At 71.4% G+C, this 19,449-nt stretch carries 17 protein-coding genes and 1 tRNA gene; 14 read left to right on the top strand and 4 right to left on the bottom strand.

Translation table 11 applies throughout. The features are described from left to right. The first annotated feature begins 89 nt into the window (after positions 1–89). From AC0QU1_RS23760 to AC0QU1_RS23750, 3 genes are all read left to right on the top strand, one after another. On the top strand, positions 90–743 hold the full coding sequence (locus tag AC0QU1_RS23760) for a hypothetical protein (RefSeq protein ID WP_483572933.1): 654 nt from the start codon (positions 90–92) through the stop codon (positions 741–743). A gap of 69 nt (positions 744–812) precedes the next feature. After that, positions 813–1,616, top strand: a complete 804-nt coding sequence (locus AC0QU1_RS23755; RefSeq protein ID WP_483572932.1) for a thymidylate synthase — start codon at positions 813–815, stop codon at positions 1,614–1,616. Then, positions 1,616–2,113, top strand: a complete 498-nt coding sequence (locus AC0QU1_RS23750; protein WP_483572931.1) for a dihydrofolate reductase — start codon at positions 1,616–1,618, stop codon at positions 2,111–2,113. Before AC0QU1_RS23755 ends, AC0QU1_RS23750 begins: the two co-directional genes overlap by 1 nt. A 252-nt stretch (positions 2,114–2,365) precedes the next feature. Here AC0QU1_RS23750 and AC0QU1_RS23745 read toward each other — a convergent pair whose 3' ends face one another. Both AC0QU1_RS23745 and xylA read right to left on the bottom strand, forming a co-directional pair. Next, positions 2,366–3,931 (bottom strand): xylulokinase, encoded by a 1,566-nt coding sequence (locus AC0QU1_RS23745; protein ID WP_483572930.1) that lies wholly within the window; start codon positions 3,929–3,931, stop codon positions 2,366–2,368. Positions 3,932–4,095: 164 nt separating this feature from the next. Further along, complete coding sequence (gene xylA / locus AC0QU1_RS23740; RefSeq protein WP_483572929.1) at positions 4,096–5,250, bottom strand: xylose isomerase; 1,155 nt, start codon at positions 5,248–5,250, stop codon at positions 4,096–4,098. 90 nt (positions 5,251–5,340) lie between these two features. Here xylA and AC0QU1_RS23735 point away from each other — a divergent pair, with 90 nt between their 5' ends. After that, complete coding sequence (locus AC0QU1_RS23735) at positions 5,341–6,642, top strand: ROK family transcriptional regulator (protein ID WP_483572928.1); 1,302 nt, start codon at positions 5,341–5,343, stop codon at positions 6,640–6,642. Positions 6,643–6,775: 133 nt separating this feature from the next. Here the strand turns inward: AC0QU1_RS23735 and AC0QU1_RS23730 are convergent, their stop codons facing one another. Then, positions 6,776–7,540, bottom strand: a complete 765-nt coding sequence (locus AC0QU1_RS23730) for a GntR family transcriptional regulator (protein WP_483572927.1) — start codon at positions 7,538–7,540, stop codon at positions 6,776–6,778. 237 nt (positions 7,541–7,777) lie between these two features. Here AC0QU1_RS23730 and ehuB point away from each other — a divergent pair, with 237 nt between their 5' ends. The 4 genes from ehuB to AC0QU1_RS23710 are packed head-to-tail and all read left to right on the top strand — an operon-like array spanning position 7,778 to position 10,896. Continuing rightward, positions 7,778–8,719, top strand: a complete 942-nt coding sequence (gene ehuB / locus AC0QU1_RS23725; protein WP_483572926.1) for an ectoine/hydroxyectoine ABC transporter substrate-binding protein EhuB — start codon at positions 7,778–7,780, stop codon at positions 8,717–8,719. An 11-nt stretch (positions 8,720–8,730) separates the two neighbouring features. Continuing rightward, on the top strand, positions 8,731–9,459 hold the full coding sequence (gene ehuC / locus AC0QU1_RS23720) for an ectoine/hydroxyectoine ABC transporter permease subunit EhuC (RefSeq protein WP_483572925.1): 729 nt from the start codon (positions 8,731–8,733) through the stop codon (positions 9,457–9,459). Beyond that, on the top strand, positions 9,456–10,097 hold the full coding sequence (gene ehuD / locus AC0QU1_RS23715) for an ectoine/hydroxyectoine ABC transporter permease subunit EhuD (RefSeq protein ID WP_483572924.1): 642 nt from the start codon (positions 9,456–9,458) through the stop codon (positions 10,095–10,097). Before ehuC ends, ehuD begins: the two co-directional genes overlap by 4 nt. Continuing rightward, positions 10,090–10,896, top strand: coding sequence for an amino acid ABC transporter ATP-binding protein (locus AC0QU1_RS23710; protein WP_483572923.1), 807 nt, complete (start codon positions 10,090–10,092; stop codon positions 10,894–10,896). The genes ehuD and AC0QU1_RS23710 overlap by 8 nt, the downstream gene beginning before the upstream one ends. A gap of 84 nt (positions 10,897–10,980) precedes the next feature. Here AC0QU1_RS23710 and AC0QU1_RS23705 read toward each other — a convergent pair. After that, a tRNA-Arg gene (locus AC0QU1_RS23705) sits at positions 10,981–11,053 on the bottom strand. Between the two features lie 239 nt (positions 11,054–11,292). Here AC0QU1_RS23705 and AC0QU1_RS23700 point away from each other — a divergent pair. The 6 genes from AC0QU1_RS23700 (at position 11,293) to AC0QU1_RS23675 (ending at position 19,406) form a co-directional block, all read left to right on the top strand. Then, on the top strand, positions 11,293–13,491 hold the full coding sequence (locus AC0QU1_RS23700) for a cytochrome P450 (RefSeq protein WP_483572922.1): 2,199 nt from the start codon (positions 11,293–11,295) through the stop codon (positions 13,489–13,491). 147 nt (positions 13,492–13,638) lie between these two features. Beyond that, positions 13,639–15,411 (top strand): ABC transporter substrate-binding protein, encoded by a 1,773-nt coding sequence (locus AC0QU1_RS23695; protein WP_483572921.1) that lies wholly within the window; start codon positions 13,639–13,641, stop codon positions 15,409–15,411. 3 nt (positions 15,412–15,414) lie between these two features. Further along, on the top strand, positions 15,415–16,410 hold the full coding sequence (locus AC0QU1_RS23690; RefSeq protein ID WP_483572919.1) for an ABC transporter permease: 996 nt from the start codon (positions 15,415–15,417) through the stop codon (positions 16,408–16,410). An 85-nt stretch (positions 16,411–16,495) separates the two neighbouring features. Then, the gene (locus tag AC0QU1_RS23685) at positions 16,496–17,446 is read left to right on the top strand and encodes an ABC transporter permease (RefSeq protein ID WP_483572917.1); all 951 of its coding nucleotides are present in this window, start codon (positions 16,496–16,498) and stop codon (positions 17,444–17,446) included. Continuing rightward, positions 17,446–18,396, top strand: coding sequence for an ABC transporter ATP-binding protein (locus tag AC0QU1_RS23680; RefSeq protein ID WP_483572915.1), 951 nt, complete (start codon positions 17,446–17,448; stop codon positions 18,394–18,396). The genes AC0QU1_RS23685 and AC0QU1_RS23680 overlap by 1 nt, the downstream gene beginning before the upstream one ends. Beyond that, positions 18,396–19,406 (top strand): ABC transporter ATP-binding protein, encoded by a 1,011-nt coding sequence (locus AC0QU1_RS23675; RefSeq protein WP_483572914.1) that lies wholly within the window; start codon positions 18,396–18,398, stop codon positions 19,404–19,406. The genes AC0QU1_RS23680 and AC0QU1_RS23675 overlap by 1 nt, the downstream gene beginning before the upstream one ends. The last annotated feature ends 43 nt before the right edge of the window (positions 19,407–19,449 follow it).

Genomic DNA, 19,449 nt, shown 5'->3' with positions numbered 1-19,449 from the left:
TCGGCTCGACCCAGTAGTGAACGCGGACGGCGTCCGCGACGTTCCCGTTCGCCGCGCAGGCTCGCCTGCGCGCTGCCACGATCGTGCTCATGGCGCAGAACGGGAGCGACGGACCGGAGGGGACCGGTTCGACGTCGGGCAGCACGAGACCAGGCAGCACGACGCCGGAGGGTTCGGCGGCGGGTGAGCCGGCGTCGGCGGGTCCGACGGCGGGTGGTCCGACGGCGGGTGGTGCGCGGTGGAGGCCGGACTGGCGCGACCTCGTCAAGCGCCTGATCGGTGTGGCCGCCGTGATCCTCGTGGTGTGGCTGGTCTACCTGTTCCTCTCGGCGTTCCTGCCGCGCTGGTGGGCGCAGGTGATCGGCAACGCGGTGGACGGTTCGTTCGCGGCCGGCGCGTGGTGGGGGCTGATGGTCGGCGCGGTGTTCACGGCGATCCCGGTGCTGTTCCTGGCGCAGGCGGTGCTCACCCGGCGGTCCTGGCAGGTGCGCTCCGCGTACCTGGTGCTGGCCGCGCTGTTCGCGGTGCCGAACCTGCTGACGCTCGGGATCGTGCTGGGCACGGGGTCCGCGGCGCACGCCGGCGAGCGGATCCTCGACGTCGACGGGCCCGCGTTCCGCGGCGGGTCGGCGTGGGGCGCCGTGGCAGGCGGCGTGGTGGCGCTCGTGATCGTGACGATGAGCGTGCTGTACCGCAGGCGCGGGGCCCGGCTCAAGGAGCTGAGAGAACGGCAGCAGGGGTGAGGGCCTGCCTCGGGCCCGGCTCGGCCCCGCTGCCGGGGCTCTGTCGGTGGTGAGGCATAGGCTTGCCGCATGACCGAGATCGACACCCCGTACGAGGACCTGCTCCGTGACGTGCTCGCCACCGGAACCCCCAAGGGCGACCGGACCGGCACGGGCACGCGCAGCGTGTTCGGGCGGCAGATCCGGTACGACCTGGCGCAGGGATTCCCGCTGATCACCACCAAGCGCGTGCACCTCAAGTCGGTCGTGTACGAGCTGCTGTGGTTCCTGCGCGGCGACTCCAACGTGCGCTGGCTCCAGGAGCGCGGCGTCAAGATCTGGGACGACTGGGCCGACGAGTCCGGCGAGCTGGGCCCCGTGTACGGCGTCCAGTGGCGCTCCTGGCCCACGCCCGACGGCGGGCACGTGGACCAGATCGCCAAGGTGGTCGAGCAGATCCGCACCAACCCGGACTCCCGGCGGCACGTCGTGACGGCGTGGAACCCGGCAGAGGTGGACGACATGGCGCTGCCGCCGTGCCACGCCCTGTTCCAGTTCTACGTCGCGGACGGCAAGTTGAGCTGCCAGCTCTACCAGCGCTCGGCGGACCTGTTCCTCGGCGTGCCGTTCAACATCGCCTCCTACGCCCTGCTCACGCACATGGTCGCGGCGCAGACCGGGCTCGACGTCGGCGAGTTCGTCTGGACGGGCGGCGACGTGCACATCTACGACAACCACGTGGAACAGGTCAAGACGCAGCTCGCGCGCGACCCGTACCCCTACCCCTCGCTGCGGCTCGCGCCGCGGGACTCGATCTTCGACTACGAGTTCGAGGACATCGAGGTGCTCGGGTACGTCTCGCACCCGACCATCAAGGCACCGATAGCGGTCTGATGATCGGGCTCATCTGGGGGCAGGCGCGCGACGCCGCCGGCCGGCCCGTGATCGGCGCGGGCGGCGACATCCCGTGGCGCGTCCCGGAGGACTTCGCCCACTTCAAGAAGACCACGGCCGGGCACCCGGTCGTGATGGGCCGCCTCACCTGGGAGTCGCTGCCGAAGCGTCCGCTGCCCGGCCGCACCAACATCGTGGTCTCGTCGCACGGCGTGCCGGACGAGGGCGCCGTGCCGGCGGGATCGATCGGCGAGGCGCTGGAACTCGCTTCGGACGCGCCGGGCGGAGAGGAGACCTGGATCATCGGCGGCTCCCAGGTCTACGGCGAGGCGATGCCCATCGCCGACGTGCTCGAGGTGACCGAGATCAACGCCGAGGTCGAGGGCGACACGTTCGCCCCGGAGATCGGCCCGGAGTGGGCGATCCAGTCGTCGACGGACTGGACGACGTCCGCCTCCGGCCTGCGCTACCGCCACTTGCGCTACGGACGGTCCTGACCCCGGCGTTACGGACGGTCCTGACCCCGGGACGACCGGAGGACTCGGGGACAACTCGTTCCGCCCGAGGATGTGTTGCTCTGCGTAGACGATGACGACGCAGAGCAACACATCCCCGAGAGGCGAAAGTCCTCCTGCCCGCTCGGCGGCTGAGGGTCAGAGCCCACTCGGCGGTCGAGCGCCAGAGCCGATCGGCGGCCGGGGACCAGAGCCCGATCGGTTCGGACGAAGCCCGACGGCCATGAGGCCCGTTCAGACGAGGTCGCGGACCGCCGCGTACTGCTCGCGGATCACGGGCTTCGGGTCGGCGTCCAGCGTGGTCGCGATCGTCGTGGACCACACGGGCGGCGCGACGGTGGTGTCTGTCGCGTCCGTCCCGGCATCTGCGGCGTCAGCACCCGCGCTGGCCGCGGCACCTGCGGGGTCAGCACCGGTAGCGCCCGAGGCGGCCGACGCCGCGGCGAGGGTCCACGCCGCCTGGCGCGCGGCGCCGTCGGCCACGTACTCGCCGGGCTCGGGGATGCCGATGGGCAGGCCGAAGACCTGCGGGGCGATCTGCTGCACGGCCGGCGACTGGGCCGCCCCGCCGATCAGCATGACGCGCTCGACCGAGACGCCCTGCGCGCGGAGGGCGTCGAGGCCGTCGGCGAGCCCGCACAGCATGCCCTCGATGTAGGCGCGCGCCAGGTGCGGGCGGGTGGAGGTGGCGAGGCGGATGCCGTGCAGCGTTCCGGTCGCATCGGGGCGGTTGGGCGTGCGCTCGCCCTCCAGGTAGGGCACGAGCACGAGGCCGTCGGACCCGGGCGGGGCCTGCAGCGCGAGCTCGGCCAGCCCGTCGAAGTCGACGTCGAGCACCTCGCGCGCCGCGTCCAGCACGCGTGCCGCGTTGAGCGTGACGGCGAGCATGAGCGCGTTCCCGGTCGCGTCGGCGAAGCCGTTGATCGCCCCCGACCCGTCCGCCGTGCGCTGCGGTGCGACGGCGGAGACCACGCCAGAGGTGCCGATCGAGATGGCGATGTCGCCGGGCGTCATGCCGAGCCCGAGCGAGGCGCCCGCGTTGTCCCCGGCGCCCGGCCCGATGAGGGCCCCGCCGTCGACCTCCGAGCCGGCCACGCCGGGGTGCGCGACGGCGCCCGCCTCTGCCGCGCCCACCATGCGCGGCAGCACGACGTCGGCCCGGCCCAGCGCACGTTCGAGCAGGTCAGCGCGGTACTGGCCGGCCGAGGCGTCGTAGTACCCGGTACCCGAGGCATCCGAGCGGTCGGTGAACAGCTTGTCGAGCTGCGGCCCGAGCGGAGCGGTCGGGTCGCCCGCGGGCCCGTAGCCCGCGATGCGCCACGACAGCCAGTCGTGGGGGAGCGCCACCGCGGCGACGCGCGCCGCGTTCTCCGGCTCGTTGTCGTGCAGCCAGCGCAGCTTGGTGACGGTGAGGGAGGCCACCAGCACCGAGCCGACGGCGTCGGCCCAGGCCTGGGCGCCCGCGGCGCGGTCGCCGTCGCCCAGCTCGGTGATCAGGGCCTCGGCCGACGGCGCGGAGCGGGTGTCGTTCCACAGCAGCGCATCGCGGATCACGCGCCCCTCGGCGTCGAGGACGACCATGCCGTGCTGCTGGCCACCCACCGAGAGCGCCGCGACGTCGGCCAGGCCGCCGGCCGCTGCTGCCGCCTCCTGAAAGGCGTCCCACCAGTGCTGCGGGTCCACCTCCGTGCCGTCCGGGTGCTTGGCGGAACCGCTCCGGACCAGCGCGCCGGTCTCGGCGTCGCGCACGACGATCTTGCAGGACTGCGTGGATGTGTCCACGCCGGCGACGAGGGGCATCGATGCTCCAGAAAGTCTTGTGGGGAGAAAGCGACTGACACGCTACAACGTCGGTCCGCCCGCCGAACGCTCCCTTCGAGACCGAGGTTCCTTGGCTTTGCGGCGGTTCAAAGTCAAGGAACCTCGGTCTCGAAGGGAGCGGGGGGCGGCCGGTCGGGAGAGGGTCAGCCGATGAGGTGCTTCAGCGCGAGCTGGTGCAGCTTGACCAGGCCGTAGTCCCGCTCGGCGAGGGCGTCGACGTCGGGGTCGGCCTCGGCGAGGAAGGAGTCGAACGACTCGCCCTCCGCGAGGGTCGGCTGGCCCAGCTCGAAGATCCCGGCGTGCTCGAAGGCCGCCTGCACCTCGGCGTCGGCCCGGTACTGCGCGGCCTTGGCCGCCAGCATGTCGTAGGTCTCCATGTTGGCCTTGGCCGACTCCCACACGCCGTCGAGGTACTCGGTGCGCGACGGCTTGTAGTCGAAGTGACGGTAACCCTCGAAGCGCGGGCCGCCGTTCGGGAAGCCGTTCTCCAGCAGGTCCACCGTGAAGAACGCCGACAGCAGGTCGCCGTGGCCGAACACGAGGTCCTGGTCGTACTTGGGACCGTGCTGACCGTTCAGGTCGATGTGGAACAGCTTGCCGACGTACAGGGCCAGCGCGAGCCCGTGCGTGTAGTTCAGGCCGGCCATCTGCTCGTGGCCCGTCTCCGGGTTGAGGCCCACGATGTCGCCGTTGTCGAGCGAGTTGATCAGCGCGATGGCGTGGCCGATCGTCGGCAGGAAGATGTCGCCGCGCGGCTCGTTCGGCTTGGGCTCCAGGGCGATCTTCAGCCCGTAGCCCTTCTCCTTGATGTACGCGGCGACGGTGTCGATCCCCTCGGCGTAGCGCGCGTGCGCGGCGTGCAGGTCCTTCGAGTTGTCGTACTCGGCGCCCTCGCGGCCGCCCCACATCACGAAGGTCGAGGCGCCCATGTCGGCGGCCAGGTCCACGTTGCGCAGCACCTTGCGCAGGCCGAACCGGCGCACCTCGCGGTTGTTGGAGGTGAGCGCGCCGTCCTTGAAGACGGGGTGCGTGAACGTGTTGGTCGTCACCGTGGTGCAGACCATGCCGGTCTCGGCGGCGGCCTTCTTGACGGAGTCGATGTGCTTCTGGCGGGTGGCGTCGTCGGACCCGAACGGGAACACGTCGTTGTCGTGGAACGTGAAGCCTGCCGCGCCGAGGTCCGCGAGCTTGCGGATCGTGTCTGCGGGGTCGAGGTCGGGGCGAGTCGCCGTGCCGAACGGGTCGTTGGCGGGCCAGCCGACGGTCCACAGGCCGAACGAGTACTTGATGTCGCTCACGGGGGTCTCCTCATCGAGGGCGGCGCGACATACGGCGCCGCATTTGTTGTACGGATGAACTATTGCGTGGGCCTCGGCTACAGTCAAGGCGTGACCACCGCAGGGACCGCACGCGAGACCACCACGCGGACGGGCCCTGGTGCGGCCCGTCAGCACACGCTGCGCGAGCACAACCTGGAGCTGGTCGCGCGCGCGGTCTTCGAGGTGTCAGAACCACTGTCGCGCGCCGGTGTCGCCGCCGCGACCGGCCTGGCCCGGGCGACGGTGTCGACCCTGGTCGACCAGCTCGTGGCCGCCGGCCTGGTGCGCGAGCTGCCCGCGGTGACCGGCGGACGCGCGGGGCGGCCGGCGGTCCCGCTGGTCCCCGCGCCGCGCTCCGTCGTCGGCCTCGGCCTCGAGGTGAACGTGGACTACCTGGGCGTCCGTGTGCTCGATCTCACCGGCGACGTCGTGGCCGAGCGTGTGGTCCCCGGTGCGTTCCACGACAGCGATCCCGCGGTTGTGCTGCGCCGGCTCGGCCGCCTCGCCCGCGAGGTGTCCGACGGCGTCGCGGCCTCCGGCATGCGGGTCGCCGGCGTGCGGCTCGCGCTGCCCGGCCTGGTCGACCCGCGCACCGGGCTCCTGGAGGTGGCGCCCAACCTGGGCTGGTCGTCGCTCGAGCCGGTCCCGCTGCTGGGGCTCGGCGAGCTCCCCGTCCGCATCGCCAACGAGGCCAAGCTCGCGGCGCTCGCGGAGCTGGCCGGCGGCTCGAACGGCGGATCAGACGGCGGTTCGGACGGCGGTTCGGACGGCGCGGCGCCCGACTCGTTCATCTTCGTGTCGGGCGACGTCGGCATCGGGGCGGCGATCGTCGTCGACCGCGAGCTCTTCCTCGGGGAGCGCGGGTGGAACGGCGAGATCGGGCACGTCGTCGTCGACCCGTCCGGGCCGCGCTGCTCGTGCGGCGCGTTCGGCTGCCTGGAGCAGTACGCGGGCAAGGAGGCGATGATGCGCGCGGCGGGCCTGCCGCCGGACGCCCCGCTGGAGGCGCTCGTCACCCTCCTGACCGGGCGTGACGCCGCCGCGCCGGGCGGCCCTGCGCCCGACGGTGGCTCCGCTGCCGCGCCCGACGACCGTCCCGCCGCCCTGCCCGCCGGCCGCGCCCTCGGCTCGGCTCTCGCCGACTTCGTGAACCTGCTGGACGTGTCCACCATCGTGCTGGGCGGCGCCTACACCGAGCTGCTGCCGTGGCTCCGCGCCGACGTCGAGGCCGTGCTCGCCGACCGCGTACTCGCCGCACCCTTCGTCGACCTGCGGGTCAGGGCCGCGCAGGCCGGTCCGCAGGCGGCGCTCACCGGCGGGGCCCGCGAGGTGCTCCAGGCCGTGCTCGCCGACCCGGCGGCCTGGGTCTGACCGACCCCCGGCCCGGCCCGCCCGTTCGGCCTGGCGGCCCGCCCGGCCCGCCCGTTCGGCCCGGCCCCGCCCGCGACCGGTCGTCCGGCCTGCCCCCGCCCGCGACCGGTCGTCCGGCCCGGCCCCGGCGGCCCTACTCGTCGGGAGCGTCGATCGGCCCCAGCGTGATCTCCGGCGCGTCGGCCGGCTCCTCGAGCGTCTCGACGGGCTCGTCCTCCTTGCCGAGCAGCCGGGCGACGGCGCCGTCGAGCATCTCCGTGATGGCCGTGACCAGGCCTGCCTCGTCCCGCGCCTCCAGGCGCTCGACGAGCACGGCGTGCGCCTCGGCGGTGTCCTTGCGGACCACGTACTCGTCGCTCACGGAGAACGTGGCCATCCGCACCTCGACGATGAGGGTGGTCATCCAGCGGGTGAGCCACGGGTTGCCCGCCGCGGCGACGAGCGCCCAGTGCAGGTTGAGGTCGGCGCCGCCCACCCGGCGCGCGTCCCGCGTGCGGTCGGCGGCGACGAGGTCGTCGTGCGCCTTGCGGACGCGCGCGACCGCCGCGTCGTCGCCGTGCCGCACGAGCAGCCGGGCCGCCGTGGTCTCCACCGACTTGCGCGCCTCGTAGAGGTCGGGGAGCCGCTCCCGCGAGACGGTCGCCACGCGCATCCCGCGCCCCGGCGTCGCCACGAGCAGACCCTCCTGGACCAGGCGCTGGGCCGCCTCGCGCAGCGGCCCGCGGCTCACGCCGAGCTGGGCCGCCACCTCGACCTCCCGGATCGGCGAGCCGACGGCGAGGATGCCCGCGTAGACGGCGTTGCGCAGCTCGGTCTGGATGAGGTCGACCGTCGAGGGGCGCGTCACGCGCGAGAAGGACGGCGCGGTCGCCAGGGCAGCCCGTGACGGGTGGGACATCGGTACTCCTTCCGTGAGCGCACGTCGATCACGCCATCATCCCTGGTGCGCGGCCGCTGTGCGGCGACGGCGGTGGCCGCGGAGCGGTGCCGGCCGGGTGAACTTGCAGATTGTAGACAATCCTAATGTCGAACACTAGATTGTCTGATCGTCGGCGCCGCGCTACGGTGGCGAGTCGTCCGTGAACTCCAGCCCACCCAGGCTTTGCCAGAACTGCCTGGTGGCGTGAAGGGAACCATGTCTACATCAAGCAACCGTCCGCTTCGCCGAGCCGTCCTCGCCGCGGGATCGGTGCTCGCCCTCGCCGCGCTGGCCGCGTGCTCGCGCGTCGAGACCGGCGGCGCCGAGGACGGCGGGAGCACCCTGGAGCGGCTGCGGGAGGCCGGGACCGTCACCGTCGGGTTCGCCGGCGAGGAGCCGTACAGCTACGAGGACGAGAGCGGCGAGCTCACCGGAGCCACCGTCGCCCTGCACAAGGAGATCTTCGCCGAGCTCGGCATCGACACCGTCGAGGGCGTGAACACCGAGTTCGGCTCGCTCATCCCGGGCCTGAACGCCAACCGGTTCGACGCCGTGAGCGCCGGCATGTCGATCCTCCCGGACCGCTGCGAGCAGGCGTCGTTCAGCGAGCCCGAGTTCATGTACACGACGGCGTTCATGGTGCCTGCCGGCAACCCGGACAACCTGACGGACATGCAGTCCGCCAAGGACGCCGGGATCACGCTCGCCACCATGAGCGGTGCCATCGAGGGCGACTACGCCGCGTCGCTGGACATCGACAACACCGAGGTCGGCACGCCGCAGGACGGCCTGGACGCCCTGACGGCCGGCCGCGTCGACGCGTTCGCGCTCACCGCCATCTCGCTCAACGCGCTGGCCGAGCAGTCCGACGCCGACGTCGAGGTCACCGACTCCTTCGTGGCCGAGATCGACGGCGTGCCCCAGATCGGCGCCGGCGGCACCGTGTTCCGCACCGACGACACCGAGCTGCGGGACGCGTACAACGAGAAGCTCGCCGAGATCGTCGCCGACGAGGACCGCTACCTGGACATCGTCGGGGAGTTCGGCTTCACCGCGGCCGAGCGGCCCGTCGAGGGCATGACCACCGAGAAGCTCTGCGAGGGTGACCTCGAGACGCTCGCGACCGAGCTCGCCCCGGAGCTCGGCCTGGACGGCTGACCGAGCACGACGTGTCGGACAATCTTCAGTTCCTCGTCGGTGGGCTGCCCCGGCTCGGCGAGGGCATCCTCGTCACGCTGGAGCTCACCCTCGGCGGCGCGGCGCTCGGCTTCCTGGTGGCCATGCTGCTGGGCCTCGCGTCGCGCGGCCGGTGGTGGGTCCGGATGCCGTCCCGGGTGGTCGTGGAGTTCTTCCGCGGCACCTCGCTGGTCGTGCAGCTCTTCTGGCTGTTCTACGTGCTGCCCGTGTTCGGGTTCCAGCTCGAGTCGCTCGCCTGCGGCATCCTGGCGCTCGGCCTGAACTACGGCGCCTACGGCGCCGAGGTGGTGCGCGGCTCCATCAACGCGGTACCGCAGGGCCAGTGGGAGGCGGCGACGGCGCTCGACCTGAGCCCGGCGCACCGCCTCCGGCGCGTGATCCTGCCGCAGGCCTGGCCGCTGATGATGCCGCTGTTCACCAACCTGCTCATCCAGCTCGTCAAGGGCTCGGCGCTGGCCACCTACATCCTGCTGCACGACCTCAACTACTTCATCGAGCAGATGCGGCGCGGCACGCAGGACGTGTGGTTCTCGTACACCGTGGGCCTGCTGCTGTACTTCGCGATCGCCTACCTGCTCACGCTCCTCATGAACGCCATCGAGGCGCGGGCCAAGAGCCGCGTCGGCATCGGCCCCCGGCCGCGTGAGGTGCTGCAGATCGGGCCGGCGCCCGCCAACCCGGGCGGAGGTGTCCCCGCATGAGCTTCACCTGGAGCTGGGAGCGCGTCGCCGAGGTCTTCCCGCTGCTGATCGACGGGTTCTGGATCACGATCTTCGCGACCGTGGTCGGCACCCTGATCGCGGCGGTGCTCGGCCTGTTCGTCGCCCTGGTGCGCCGGTCGAGCCTGCGGGTGGTCACCCTGCCGGTCGGCTTCCTCGTCGAGTTCATCCGGTCGACGCCGCTGGTGGTGCAGCTCTACTTCGCCTACCTGGTGTTCACGCAGTTCCCGCCGCTCGGCATCGGCTGCGTGGTGCTCGGCATCCACTACGCCACCTACATGTCCGAGGTGTACCGCGCCGGGATCGACGCGGTGCCGAAGGGCCAGTGGGAGGCCGCCGTCGCGCTGGACCTGCCGCGCTCGCGCACGTGGGGCGCCGTCGTGCTGCCGCAGGCCGTACGCAACACGCTGCCGGGGCTCGGCAACTACGCGATCTCGATGTTCAAGGAGACGCCGTTCCTGTTCGTCATCACGGTCGTCGAGATGTTCAACGCCGCGCAGGAGTACGGCAGCACCAACTTCGTGTACATCGAGGCGCTGACGCTCGTCGGCCTGCTCTTCCTCATCGTGAGCTACCCGACGTCGATGCTCGTGCGCCGATTGGAGAACCGCCTTGCCTAGTACCACCACCCAGGACGCCACGACGGACGCCGTCGACGCCCCGGCGATCGAGTTCCGCGGCGTCGTCAAGCAGTTCGGTGGCAACACCGTGCTCGACGGCCTCGACTTCACCGTCGCCAAGGGCGACCGCGTGACGCTGATCGGCCCGTCCGGCTCCGGCAAGACCACCATCCTGCGCCTGCTCATGACGCTGGAGGAGGCGGACGGCGGCCTGATCTTCATCGAGGGCGAGCCGTACACGCACGAGATGCGCGGCACCAAGCGCGTCGCGCGCAGCGAGAAGCAGCGCGGGCTCGTACGCCGCCGGGTCGGGATGGTGTTCCAGCAGTTCAACCTGTTCCCCAACATGACGGTGCTGGAGAACATCATCGAGGCGCCCGTCCACGTGCTGGGCTGGCCCAAGGCCAAGGCGGTCGCCAAGGCGGAGGAGCTGCTCGAGCAGGTGGGCCTCGCCGACAAGCGCGACGCGCGCACCACCGAGCTGTCCGGCGGGCAGCAGCAGCGGGTGGCGATCGCCCGGGCCACCGCCATGGAGCCCGACATCATGCTGCTGGACGAGGTGACCTCCGCGCTGGACCCGGAGCTCGTGGCCGACGTGCTCGCCGTGCTCCGCAACATCGCCGAGACCACGGACATCACCATGCTGATCGTCACGCACGAGATGCAGTTCGCGCGGGAGGTCTCCAACCGTGTGCTGATGTTCGACGGCGGGAAGATCATCGAGGAGGCCGACCCGGAGACGATCTTCACGTCGCCGACCCACGAGCGGACCCAGGAGTTCCTCCGCGCGGTGCTCTGACCCGCGAGTCTGCTCCGAGAACGACCTCGGGTACCGGTTCCGCGCGGAACCGGTACCCGAGGTCGTTGTCTGGCCGGTGACCGGTGCGCCTGGGCAGACTCGAACTGCCGACACCCGCTTTAGGAGAGCGGTGCTCTATCCACTGAGCTACAGGCGCGTGCGCACGCGCGGTGCACGGCGCGGCACACAGCCTAACGTGCCCGGCGGCCGCCCACTGCACTGAGACGGCGTCGCAGGACTATGCGGATGCATACGTGGCGATCTCGTGGGCACGGTTTTACGGAATGGTCACACGATGAGGTGCGAGAACGGATTATCCTGACCGGTATGCGCGTTATGTTCAACGATTTTCATCGAAAGACGAGATCGCGTCTTGCCTGAAGAGGAGCATCCCCAGTGCCCGACCGCACCGGCAGATCCCGGACGACGAACGATGCCGCAGACCCGTCTGACCATGACTCACGCGAGAACCAGCGCCGCGTACGCCAACTGATCCGCCGCCTGCCCACGCCGGAGGGGCGCGCCGACCCGCACGTGATCTACGACGAGCTGCGGGCGATGGGACCGGCGGTGCGCACGCCGTGGGGAGCCTGGCTGGTCACCTCGGACAGCGTGAGCCACGAGGTGCTCAGGGGACCCGGCTGGCGCACCATGGACGCCGCCTGGCGCACCGAACGTCAGCCGGCCTGGGTGCGCCACCCGGGCCTGAAGTTCCTGCACGACTCCGCGCTCGGCACCAACCCGCCCGGGCACGCCGCGCTGCGCCGCAGCCTCGGCGCGTTCGTCTCGCCGCAGACGATCGCGGACCTGACGCCGCAGATCGTGCGGACCGTCCACGAGTACGTGGACCGGTTCGAGGCGGTGCTGCGCGCCGACGGCGAGGCCGACTTCGGGGCACTGGTCGGCGACCGGCTGCCCATGGCGGTGCTCTGCATAGTGCTCGGGCTGCCGACCGAGGACATCCCGCTGCTGTGCGACATGAGCCGCGTGCTGTCGAACGTGCACGACCTGGCGCCGGGCCGGGAGCGGCTGGCGCAGGCCGACCGTGCCGGCAGGCTGTGGAACGCGTACTGGGAGCAGCTCGTGACCGAGCCGCGGTCCCGGCTCCCCGAGGGCTCCCCGCTGGTGCGGTGGCTCGACACGGAGACCGACCCGGAGGTGCGCGCGGCGGCCGGTTCGCAGCTCAACGTCATGATCGAGGCCGGCCTCGAGACGACGACGTCCCTGCTCTCCGAGGGCCTGGTCCAGCTCCTGCGCCGGCCCGACCAGGTCGCGTGGCTCCTGGAGCACCCGGAGTCCGTCGACGGCGCCGTGGAGGAGCTGGTCCGCCTCGTGACGCCCGCGCAGCTCCTGACCAGGTACGCGGCGGAGGACACGGAGCTGCCGGGCGGTGTCCCGGTGGCGGCGGGGCAGGTCGTGCACGTGGTGATCGCCGCGGCCAACCACGACCCTGAGGTCTACGACTCGCCGCACGACCTGGACCTCTCGCGTCCGCCGCGCCGCAACCTCGCGTTCGGCGTGGGCATGCACTACTGCCTCGGCGCGCCGCTGGCCCGCCTGGAGGCGACGACGCTGTTCCCGGAGCTGCTGCGGCGGCTCGACCTCGAGCTCGCCGGTCCGGTGGGCTACGACGAGTCCCTCGCCTTCCGCGGTACCCGGTCGGTGCCGGTGCGGCAGCGTCCCCGTCCGGCGGTCGAGCACGTGACGGACACGGGGCGGACGGCGGAGCCGGGCCCGGCGGCGTCTGGCACGGCGTCGACAGCGGGCGCGGTGACGGCGGACGAAGGCCCGGTGACCGTCGGCGCGGGTGCGGCGCCGTCGGACGCGCCGCCGCCGGATGCCTTCGGACCCGTCGTGGTGGAGCGCGAGGACGCGGTGCTGGTGGTGACCCTCACGCGGCCCGACGGCGACAACCGGCTCGACCGCGCGACGCTGACCGCCCTCGGCGACGTGCTGACGTCGCTGCCGGACGACGTCGACGCCGTGGTGCTGTGCGCCGAGGGGCGCCACTTCTGCGTGGGCGGCGACCTGGACGAGCTCGGCCTGCTCGCCACCGAGGACCCGGCCGGCTACCGGGACCTGGTCGCGCTCAGCGACCGGGTGCTGCACGCCTGGCGCACCTGCCCGGCGGTGACCGTGGCCGCGCTGCAGGGCGGTGTGCTCGGTGCCGGGCTGGGGCTCGCGGTCGCGAGCGACCTGCGGGTGGCCGCCGCCGGCACGCGCTTCCGCGCGCCCGAGACGACGGTCGGCATACCGGTCGGCCCGAGCGAGGTGCTGGACCGTCTGATCGCCGAGATCGGCGCCGGCCGGACCCGCGCGATGCTGCTGCTCGGCGACGCCGTGGGCGCAGAGCAGGCGTTGGAGAGCGGGCTGGTGCACAGCGTCGTGCCGGCGGAGGACGTGTGGGGTGAGGCCAAGCGCCTGGCACGCCGCGTCGCCCGCCGGGACCGGGAGGCCGTCCGCGTGACCAAGCAGACGATGGCTCGGCTGCCGCACGACGAGCCCGATGCGGCGGGCGCGGACGAGGTCGACGTGTGGGAGGCGCCCCAGGCCCGCGCCCTGCGCCGGCGGGTCGCCGCGGCCGCAGCGCGGTAGGAGCGGCCGCCGCACGGTAGGAGGTGTCGATTTCGCAACATAGGTGACAAACCTTGACTCGATCTGCTCGGGGCAGAACGATGCTCACAACTCGGCGTGACGAAGCGCTGGTCCGCACGACGGCCGTGCGGGCAGAGAGGATCGACGATGTTCCTTCGACAGACCAGGTCCCGGGGCGTGCTGGCCCTGGCGGCGGCCACGGCGGCGGGCGCGCTGCTCGCCGGCTGCTCCGGCGGTGGTGGAAGCGCGCCCACGCCGCCGCCCAACCCCTATGCGTCCGCCGAGGGCATGGACTCGGCGAACGAGCTCGTGGCCGAGTACCCGCGCGAGGAGACGCTCTTCACGAGCGGCACCCAGTGGGGCCCGCCGTCGTCCTGGAACCCGATCCCCAGCTCCGGGCACGCGACGGGCGCGCGCGGCCTGCTCTACGAGCCGCTGTTCCAGTTCGACCCGATCACGCTCGAGCTCACGCCGTGGCTGGCCGAGGGCGGCGAGTGGACCGACGACGACACCTACGAGCTCACGCTGCGTGAGGGCCTGGCCTGGCAGGACGGCGAGACGCTCGACGCCGACGACGTCGTCTTCACGACCGAGCTGGGCAAGGTCGACGCCGTGCCGTACAGCAACCTGTGGACGTGGCTGGACACGGTCGAGGCCACCAGCGACACGACCGTCGAGTTCACCTTCTCCGACCCGCGCTACCAGGAGTGGGACAACTGGCTCTACAGCACCATGGTGGTGCCGGAGCACATCATGGGGGAGTGGTCGGACGAGGAGCTGCTGTCCAACCCCAACGAGGACCCGGTCGGCTCCGGCGCCTTCAAGTTCTCCGCCGTCGGCCAGGACCGCATGGTCTGGGAGCGCAACGACGACTGGTGGGCCCGCAGCGAGCTGGGCTACGAGATGCCGATGAAGTACATCGTCGACGTGGTGAACACCTCCAACGAGGTGGCGCTCGGCATGATGCTGTCCGGCGGCCTGGACCTGAGCAACAACTTCCTGCCCGGCGTCAACCAGCTCGTGGACCAGGGTTCGGTCAGCACCTACTACGACGGCGAGCCGTACATGCTGGCGGCCGCCTCGGCCAACCTGATCCCGAACCAGACGCGGCCGCCGATGGACGACGTCGACTTCCGGCAGGCGCTGGCGCGGTCCATCGACGTCGACAAGATCGTCGCGAACGCGTACGGCGGCCTGGTGGCCAAGGCGCACCCGTCGGGCCTGGTGCCGGCGTTCGAGGAGTACTACGACGAGGACGTCGTGGCGGAGCACGGCTTCACCTTCGACGCCGAGGAGGCCAAGTCGATCCTGGCCGACGCCGGCTACGAGGACACCGACGGCGACGGGTTCGTCGAGACGCCGGACGGCGAGCCGATCGACCTCAAGCTGATCGTCCCGGCGGGCTGGACCGACTGGATGGAGGCGGCACGCGTGATCGCGGAGGACGCCTCGGCCGCCGGTATCAAGGTCACCGCGGACTTCCCCGACGCGGGGGCCGTCGACGACGCGCGGGCCACCGGCGACTTCGACCTGGTCATCAACGGCAACGCCGGCGTGAGCAACACGCCGTGGACCTACTACAACTACGCGTTCTACCAGCCCATCCAGGAGCAGATGCTGGCGGGCAACTTCGGCCGGGCCGAGGACCAGGAGTCGTGGGAGCTCGTCGAGGACCTGTCGCGCACCGAGAGCGGCACGCCCGAGTTCGAGAGCACGCTGTCGCAGGTCCAGGAGCGGTTCATGACCGAGATGCCGCTGATCCCGCTCTGGTACAACGGCGCGTGGGCCCAGTACAACGAGTCGCAGTGGACCAACTGGCCCACGGAGGGCCGGGAGGATGCGTACTTCCCGGTGATGTGGAACGGGTACGTGCAGATGGGCGGCATCAACACGCTGCTCGCGCTCGAGCCGGCCTCCTGACGTATGGGTGGTTACCTCGCTCGCAAGACCCTGGTCTACGGACTGACGTTCGTGGTCGCGGTCACGCTGAACTGGCTGATCCCCCGGCTCATGCCGGGGGATCCGGTCCAGCGGATGGTGGCGCGCGCCGCCGTCCAGCACCCCGAGACGATCGCGTCGATGACCGAGTACTACGAGCGGACGTTCGGCCTGGACCTGCCGCTCTGGCAGCAGTACCTGAACTACTGGGGCGCACTGCTGCGCGGTGATCTGGGCACGAGCGTGTGGCTGTTCCCCGCGCCCGTGAGCCAGGTGGTGCTCGACGCCGTGCCGTACACGCTCGGCATCATGATCCCGGCCATCCTGCTGAGCTTCGTGGTCGGCAACAGCGTCGGCGCGATGGCGGCGCGCAGCCGCTGGCTCGACAACGTGGCCCTGCCGGTCGGCTACCTCATCACGGCCATGCCGTACATGTGGCTGGCGATCCTGCTCGCGTGGGGCCTCGGCGTGGTGCTCGGCTGGTTCCCCGTGGCCGGCGGCTACGACTTCGGCCTGGTGCCGCAGTGGTCGTGGTCCTTCGTGGGCGACCTGGCGGAGCACTGGGTGCTGCCGTTCCTCTCGCTGTTCCTCGTGGCGCTCGGCGGCTGGGCGATCGGCATGCGGAACCTGATCATCTACGAGCTGGAGTCGGACTACGCGAACTACCTCGCCGCGCTCGGCGCGCCGAAGCGGCTCATCCGGCGGTACGCGTTCCGCAACGCGCAGCTCCCGCAGATCACGGGTCTCGCGCTCCAGCTCGGCACCATCCTGGGCGGCGCGCTGGTCACCGAGATCGTGTTCGCCTACCCGGGGCTGGGCAAGCTCGTGCTGTCCGCCATCCAGAACCAGGACTTCTTCCTGCTCCAGGGGACGCTGCTGTTCGTGGTGATCGGCGTGCTCGTGGCCAACTTCGTGATCGACATCGTCTACGTGCTGGTCGACCCCCGCACGCGGACCGGACTGCAGGGGGCGACCGCGTGAACCGGAGGCGCAGTGGAGGGTGGGGGCCGAGGTACGAGGCACCCGCCCGGAGCGGAGCCGCAGGCTCACGCGGAAGGAGAACGGCATGACGGCGACACCGACGACGGCGGGCCCCGGGGCAGGTCCGGAGGCGAGCGAGCCGCCCGGTGCGGCGGGCCCGACCACGGCGTCGGGCATCCGCAAGCCAGGGGGAGACGCGCGCGAGACGCTGTACTTCGCGCTGCGCAACCCCAAGGTGCTGGCGGGCGGGGCGGTGGTCCTCGCGTTCCTGCTGCTGGGGTTGATCGGCCCGGGATTCCTGCGGTACGCGCCGATGGACTACGCGGGGCCGCCCATGGCGCCGCCGTCCGCGGACTTCCCGCTCGGGACCACGACGTTCGGGCAGGACGTGTTCGCGCAGTTCGTGGCCGGCCTGCGGTCCACGTTCCTCGTCGGCCTGCTCGGCGGCGGTGTGGCCGCCGTCATCGGGATGACCATCGGGTTCGTCGCGGGCTACCGCGGCGGCCTGATCGACGAGCTGCTGAACATGCTCACCAACGTGGTGCTCGTGATCCCCGGCTTCGTGGTGCTCATCATCATCAACGCCTACCTCGGCGTGCGCAGCGTGCCCATGCAGGCGCTGTACATCGGGGTGTTCTCCTGGCCGTGGGTGGCGCGGGCCGTGCGCGCGCAGACCCTGTCGCTGCGCTCGCGGGACTTCATCGACCTGGCCCGGATGTCGGGCGTGGGGGTGGGCGCGATCCTGCGGCGCGAGGTGGCGCCCAACATGTACTCCTACCTGTTCATGACGTTCGTGCTGCTGTTCGGCGGGGCGATCCTCACGGCGGCGTCGCTCGACTTCATCGGTCTCGGGCCCACCAACGCGATGTCGCTCGGCCTGATGATGAACCAGGCCGTGCAGTGGAGCGCGCTCCATCTGGGGCTGTGGTGGTGGTTCGTCCCGCCGGGGCTGGGGATCACGCTCATCGTGGGCTCGCTGTACATCATGAACGTCGGTCTCGACGAGGTCTTCAACCCCAAGCTGCGGGAGATGTGATGTCCCTTTCCGTGACCGACCTGCGGGTCCACTACCGCACGCTGCGCGGCCCGGTGAAGGCCCTCGACGGCGTCACCTTCGAGGTGGCGGACGGCGAGATCATGGGCATCGCCGGCGAGTCCGGCTGCGGCAAGACCACGCTCGGCAAGGCCCTCATCCGCCTCGACACCCGCATGCAGCACGTGGGCGGCACCGTGGTCCTGGACGACACCGAGCTGCCGCTCGCCGACGACGCCGCCATGCGCCGCCACCGTTACCGCGAGGTGTCCCTCATCCCGCAGTACGCGATGTCGGCGATGAACCCGACCCGCAAGATCGGCCGGATGATCCGCGACCTGCTCGGCGCCCACGGCGTCCGGTACGCCGACGTGCTGCCCGAGCTGGAGCGGCGCCTCAAGCTCGTCGGCCTGGAGGCCGAGGTGCTGGGGCGCTACCCGATCGAGCTGTCCGGCGGCATGAAGCAGCGCGTGGTCCTGGTGCTGTCCACGCTCCTGAACCCGTCGCTGCTCATCGGCGACGAGGTGACCTCGGCGCTCGACGTGTCCTCGCAGAAGGCCGTGGCCCGGGCGCTCGTCGAGTTCCGCGACCACGGGTTCGTGCGGTCGATGATCGTCATCACGCACGACATCTCCGTGCTGTTCCAGGTGGCCGACACCATCCTCGTCATGTACGCGGGGCACCTCGCCGAGAAGGCGCCGGCCAGGACGATCATCGAGGAGCCGCTGCACCCCTACACGAAGATGCTGATCGGCGCGCTGCCCAAGGTCGGCGACCGGTACGAGGAGCAGCAGCTCGACGGCATCGAGGGGCGGCCGCCGTCGCTCCTGGACCCGCCGGCCGGCTGCCGGTTCCGCGACCGGTGCCCCCTGGCGCACGACAAGTGCGTCGAGGCCCCGCCCTTCCGGGAGGTGGCCGATGGCCACCAGGTCGCGTGCTGGGCGGTGAGCTGATGCTCACGCTCGACAGGCTCGACAAGGTCTACAAGACCGGCACCTTTGGCACGTCCGACCTGCACGCCGTACGCCAGGTCAGCCTCGACGTGCAGCGCGGCGAGGTGGTCTCGCTCATCGGGGAGTCCGGCAGCGGCAAGTCGACCATCGGCAAGATGGTGCTGCACCTGCTCGACTCGTCGGGCGGCAGCATCACGTTCGACGGGCGCGACGTCACCAGGCTCGGGTTCCGCGCCCGCCGCGAGTACTACCGCAAGGTCCAGGGCGTGTTCCAGGACCCGTTCAGCTCGTTCAACCCCATCTTCAAGGTGGACCGGACGTTCGAGACCCTGCGGCGCTCGTACTTCCCGCGGGTCTCGTCCTCCGACTGGCGCACGAAGCTGGAGGAGGCGCTCGCCGCGGTGACGCTCGAACCCGGCGACATCCTCGGCAAGTTCCCGCACCAGCTCTCCGGCGGGCAGCTCCAGCGCCTGCTCATCGCGCGCGCCCTGCTGCTCGACATCGAGCTGCTGGTGGCCGACGAGATCATCTCCATGCTCGACGCCTCCACCCGCATCGACGTGCTCAACCTGCTCGGCGAGCTCAAGGCGCGCGGCCTCGGCATCCTGTTCGTCACGCACGACCTCTCGCTCGGCAACTACGTCTCCGACCGCGTCGTCATCCTCTACAAGGGCCGCGTGGTGGAGCGGGGCGACACGAGCGCCGTCTTCGACGACCCGCTGCACCCCTACACGCGCGACCTGCTGGCGTCCGTGCCGCACCTGGACCGCACGTGGGAGGAGGTCGAGGCGGCGGAGGCGCAGCGCGCCGAACGCCTGGCGGGGCGGTGCCTGTACCACGAGGCGCTCGCGGCGCAGGGCCGGTCGCTCGGCGAGGAGGCGGCGGAGGCCGACGGCTCGGGCTCGGGCGAGGTGCCGAACGGCGTGGGGCTGGTCGAGTACGCGCCGGGCCACTTCGTGGGGTGCTTCCGCCTGGCGGCGGACGAGGACTGCCCTGCGGTCCGGCCCTGACGGATCCGGTCGGGGCCGGACTGGCTTGCTCCGGGCCGGACGA

The sequence above is a fragment of the Promicromonospora noduliphila genome, assembly GCF_056951025.1.
The sequence above is the reverse complement of the archived record's forward strand: the minus strand, read 5'-3'. Positions and strand labels throughout refer to the sequence as shown.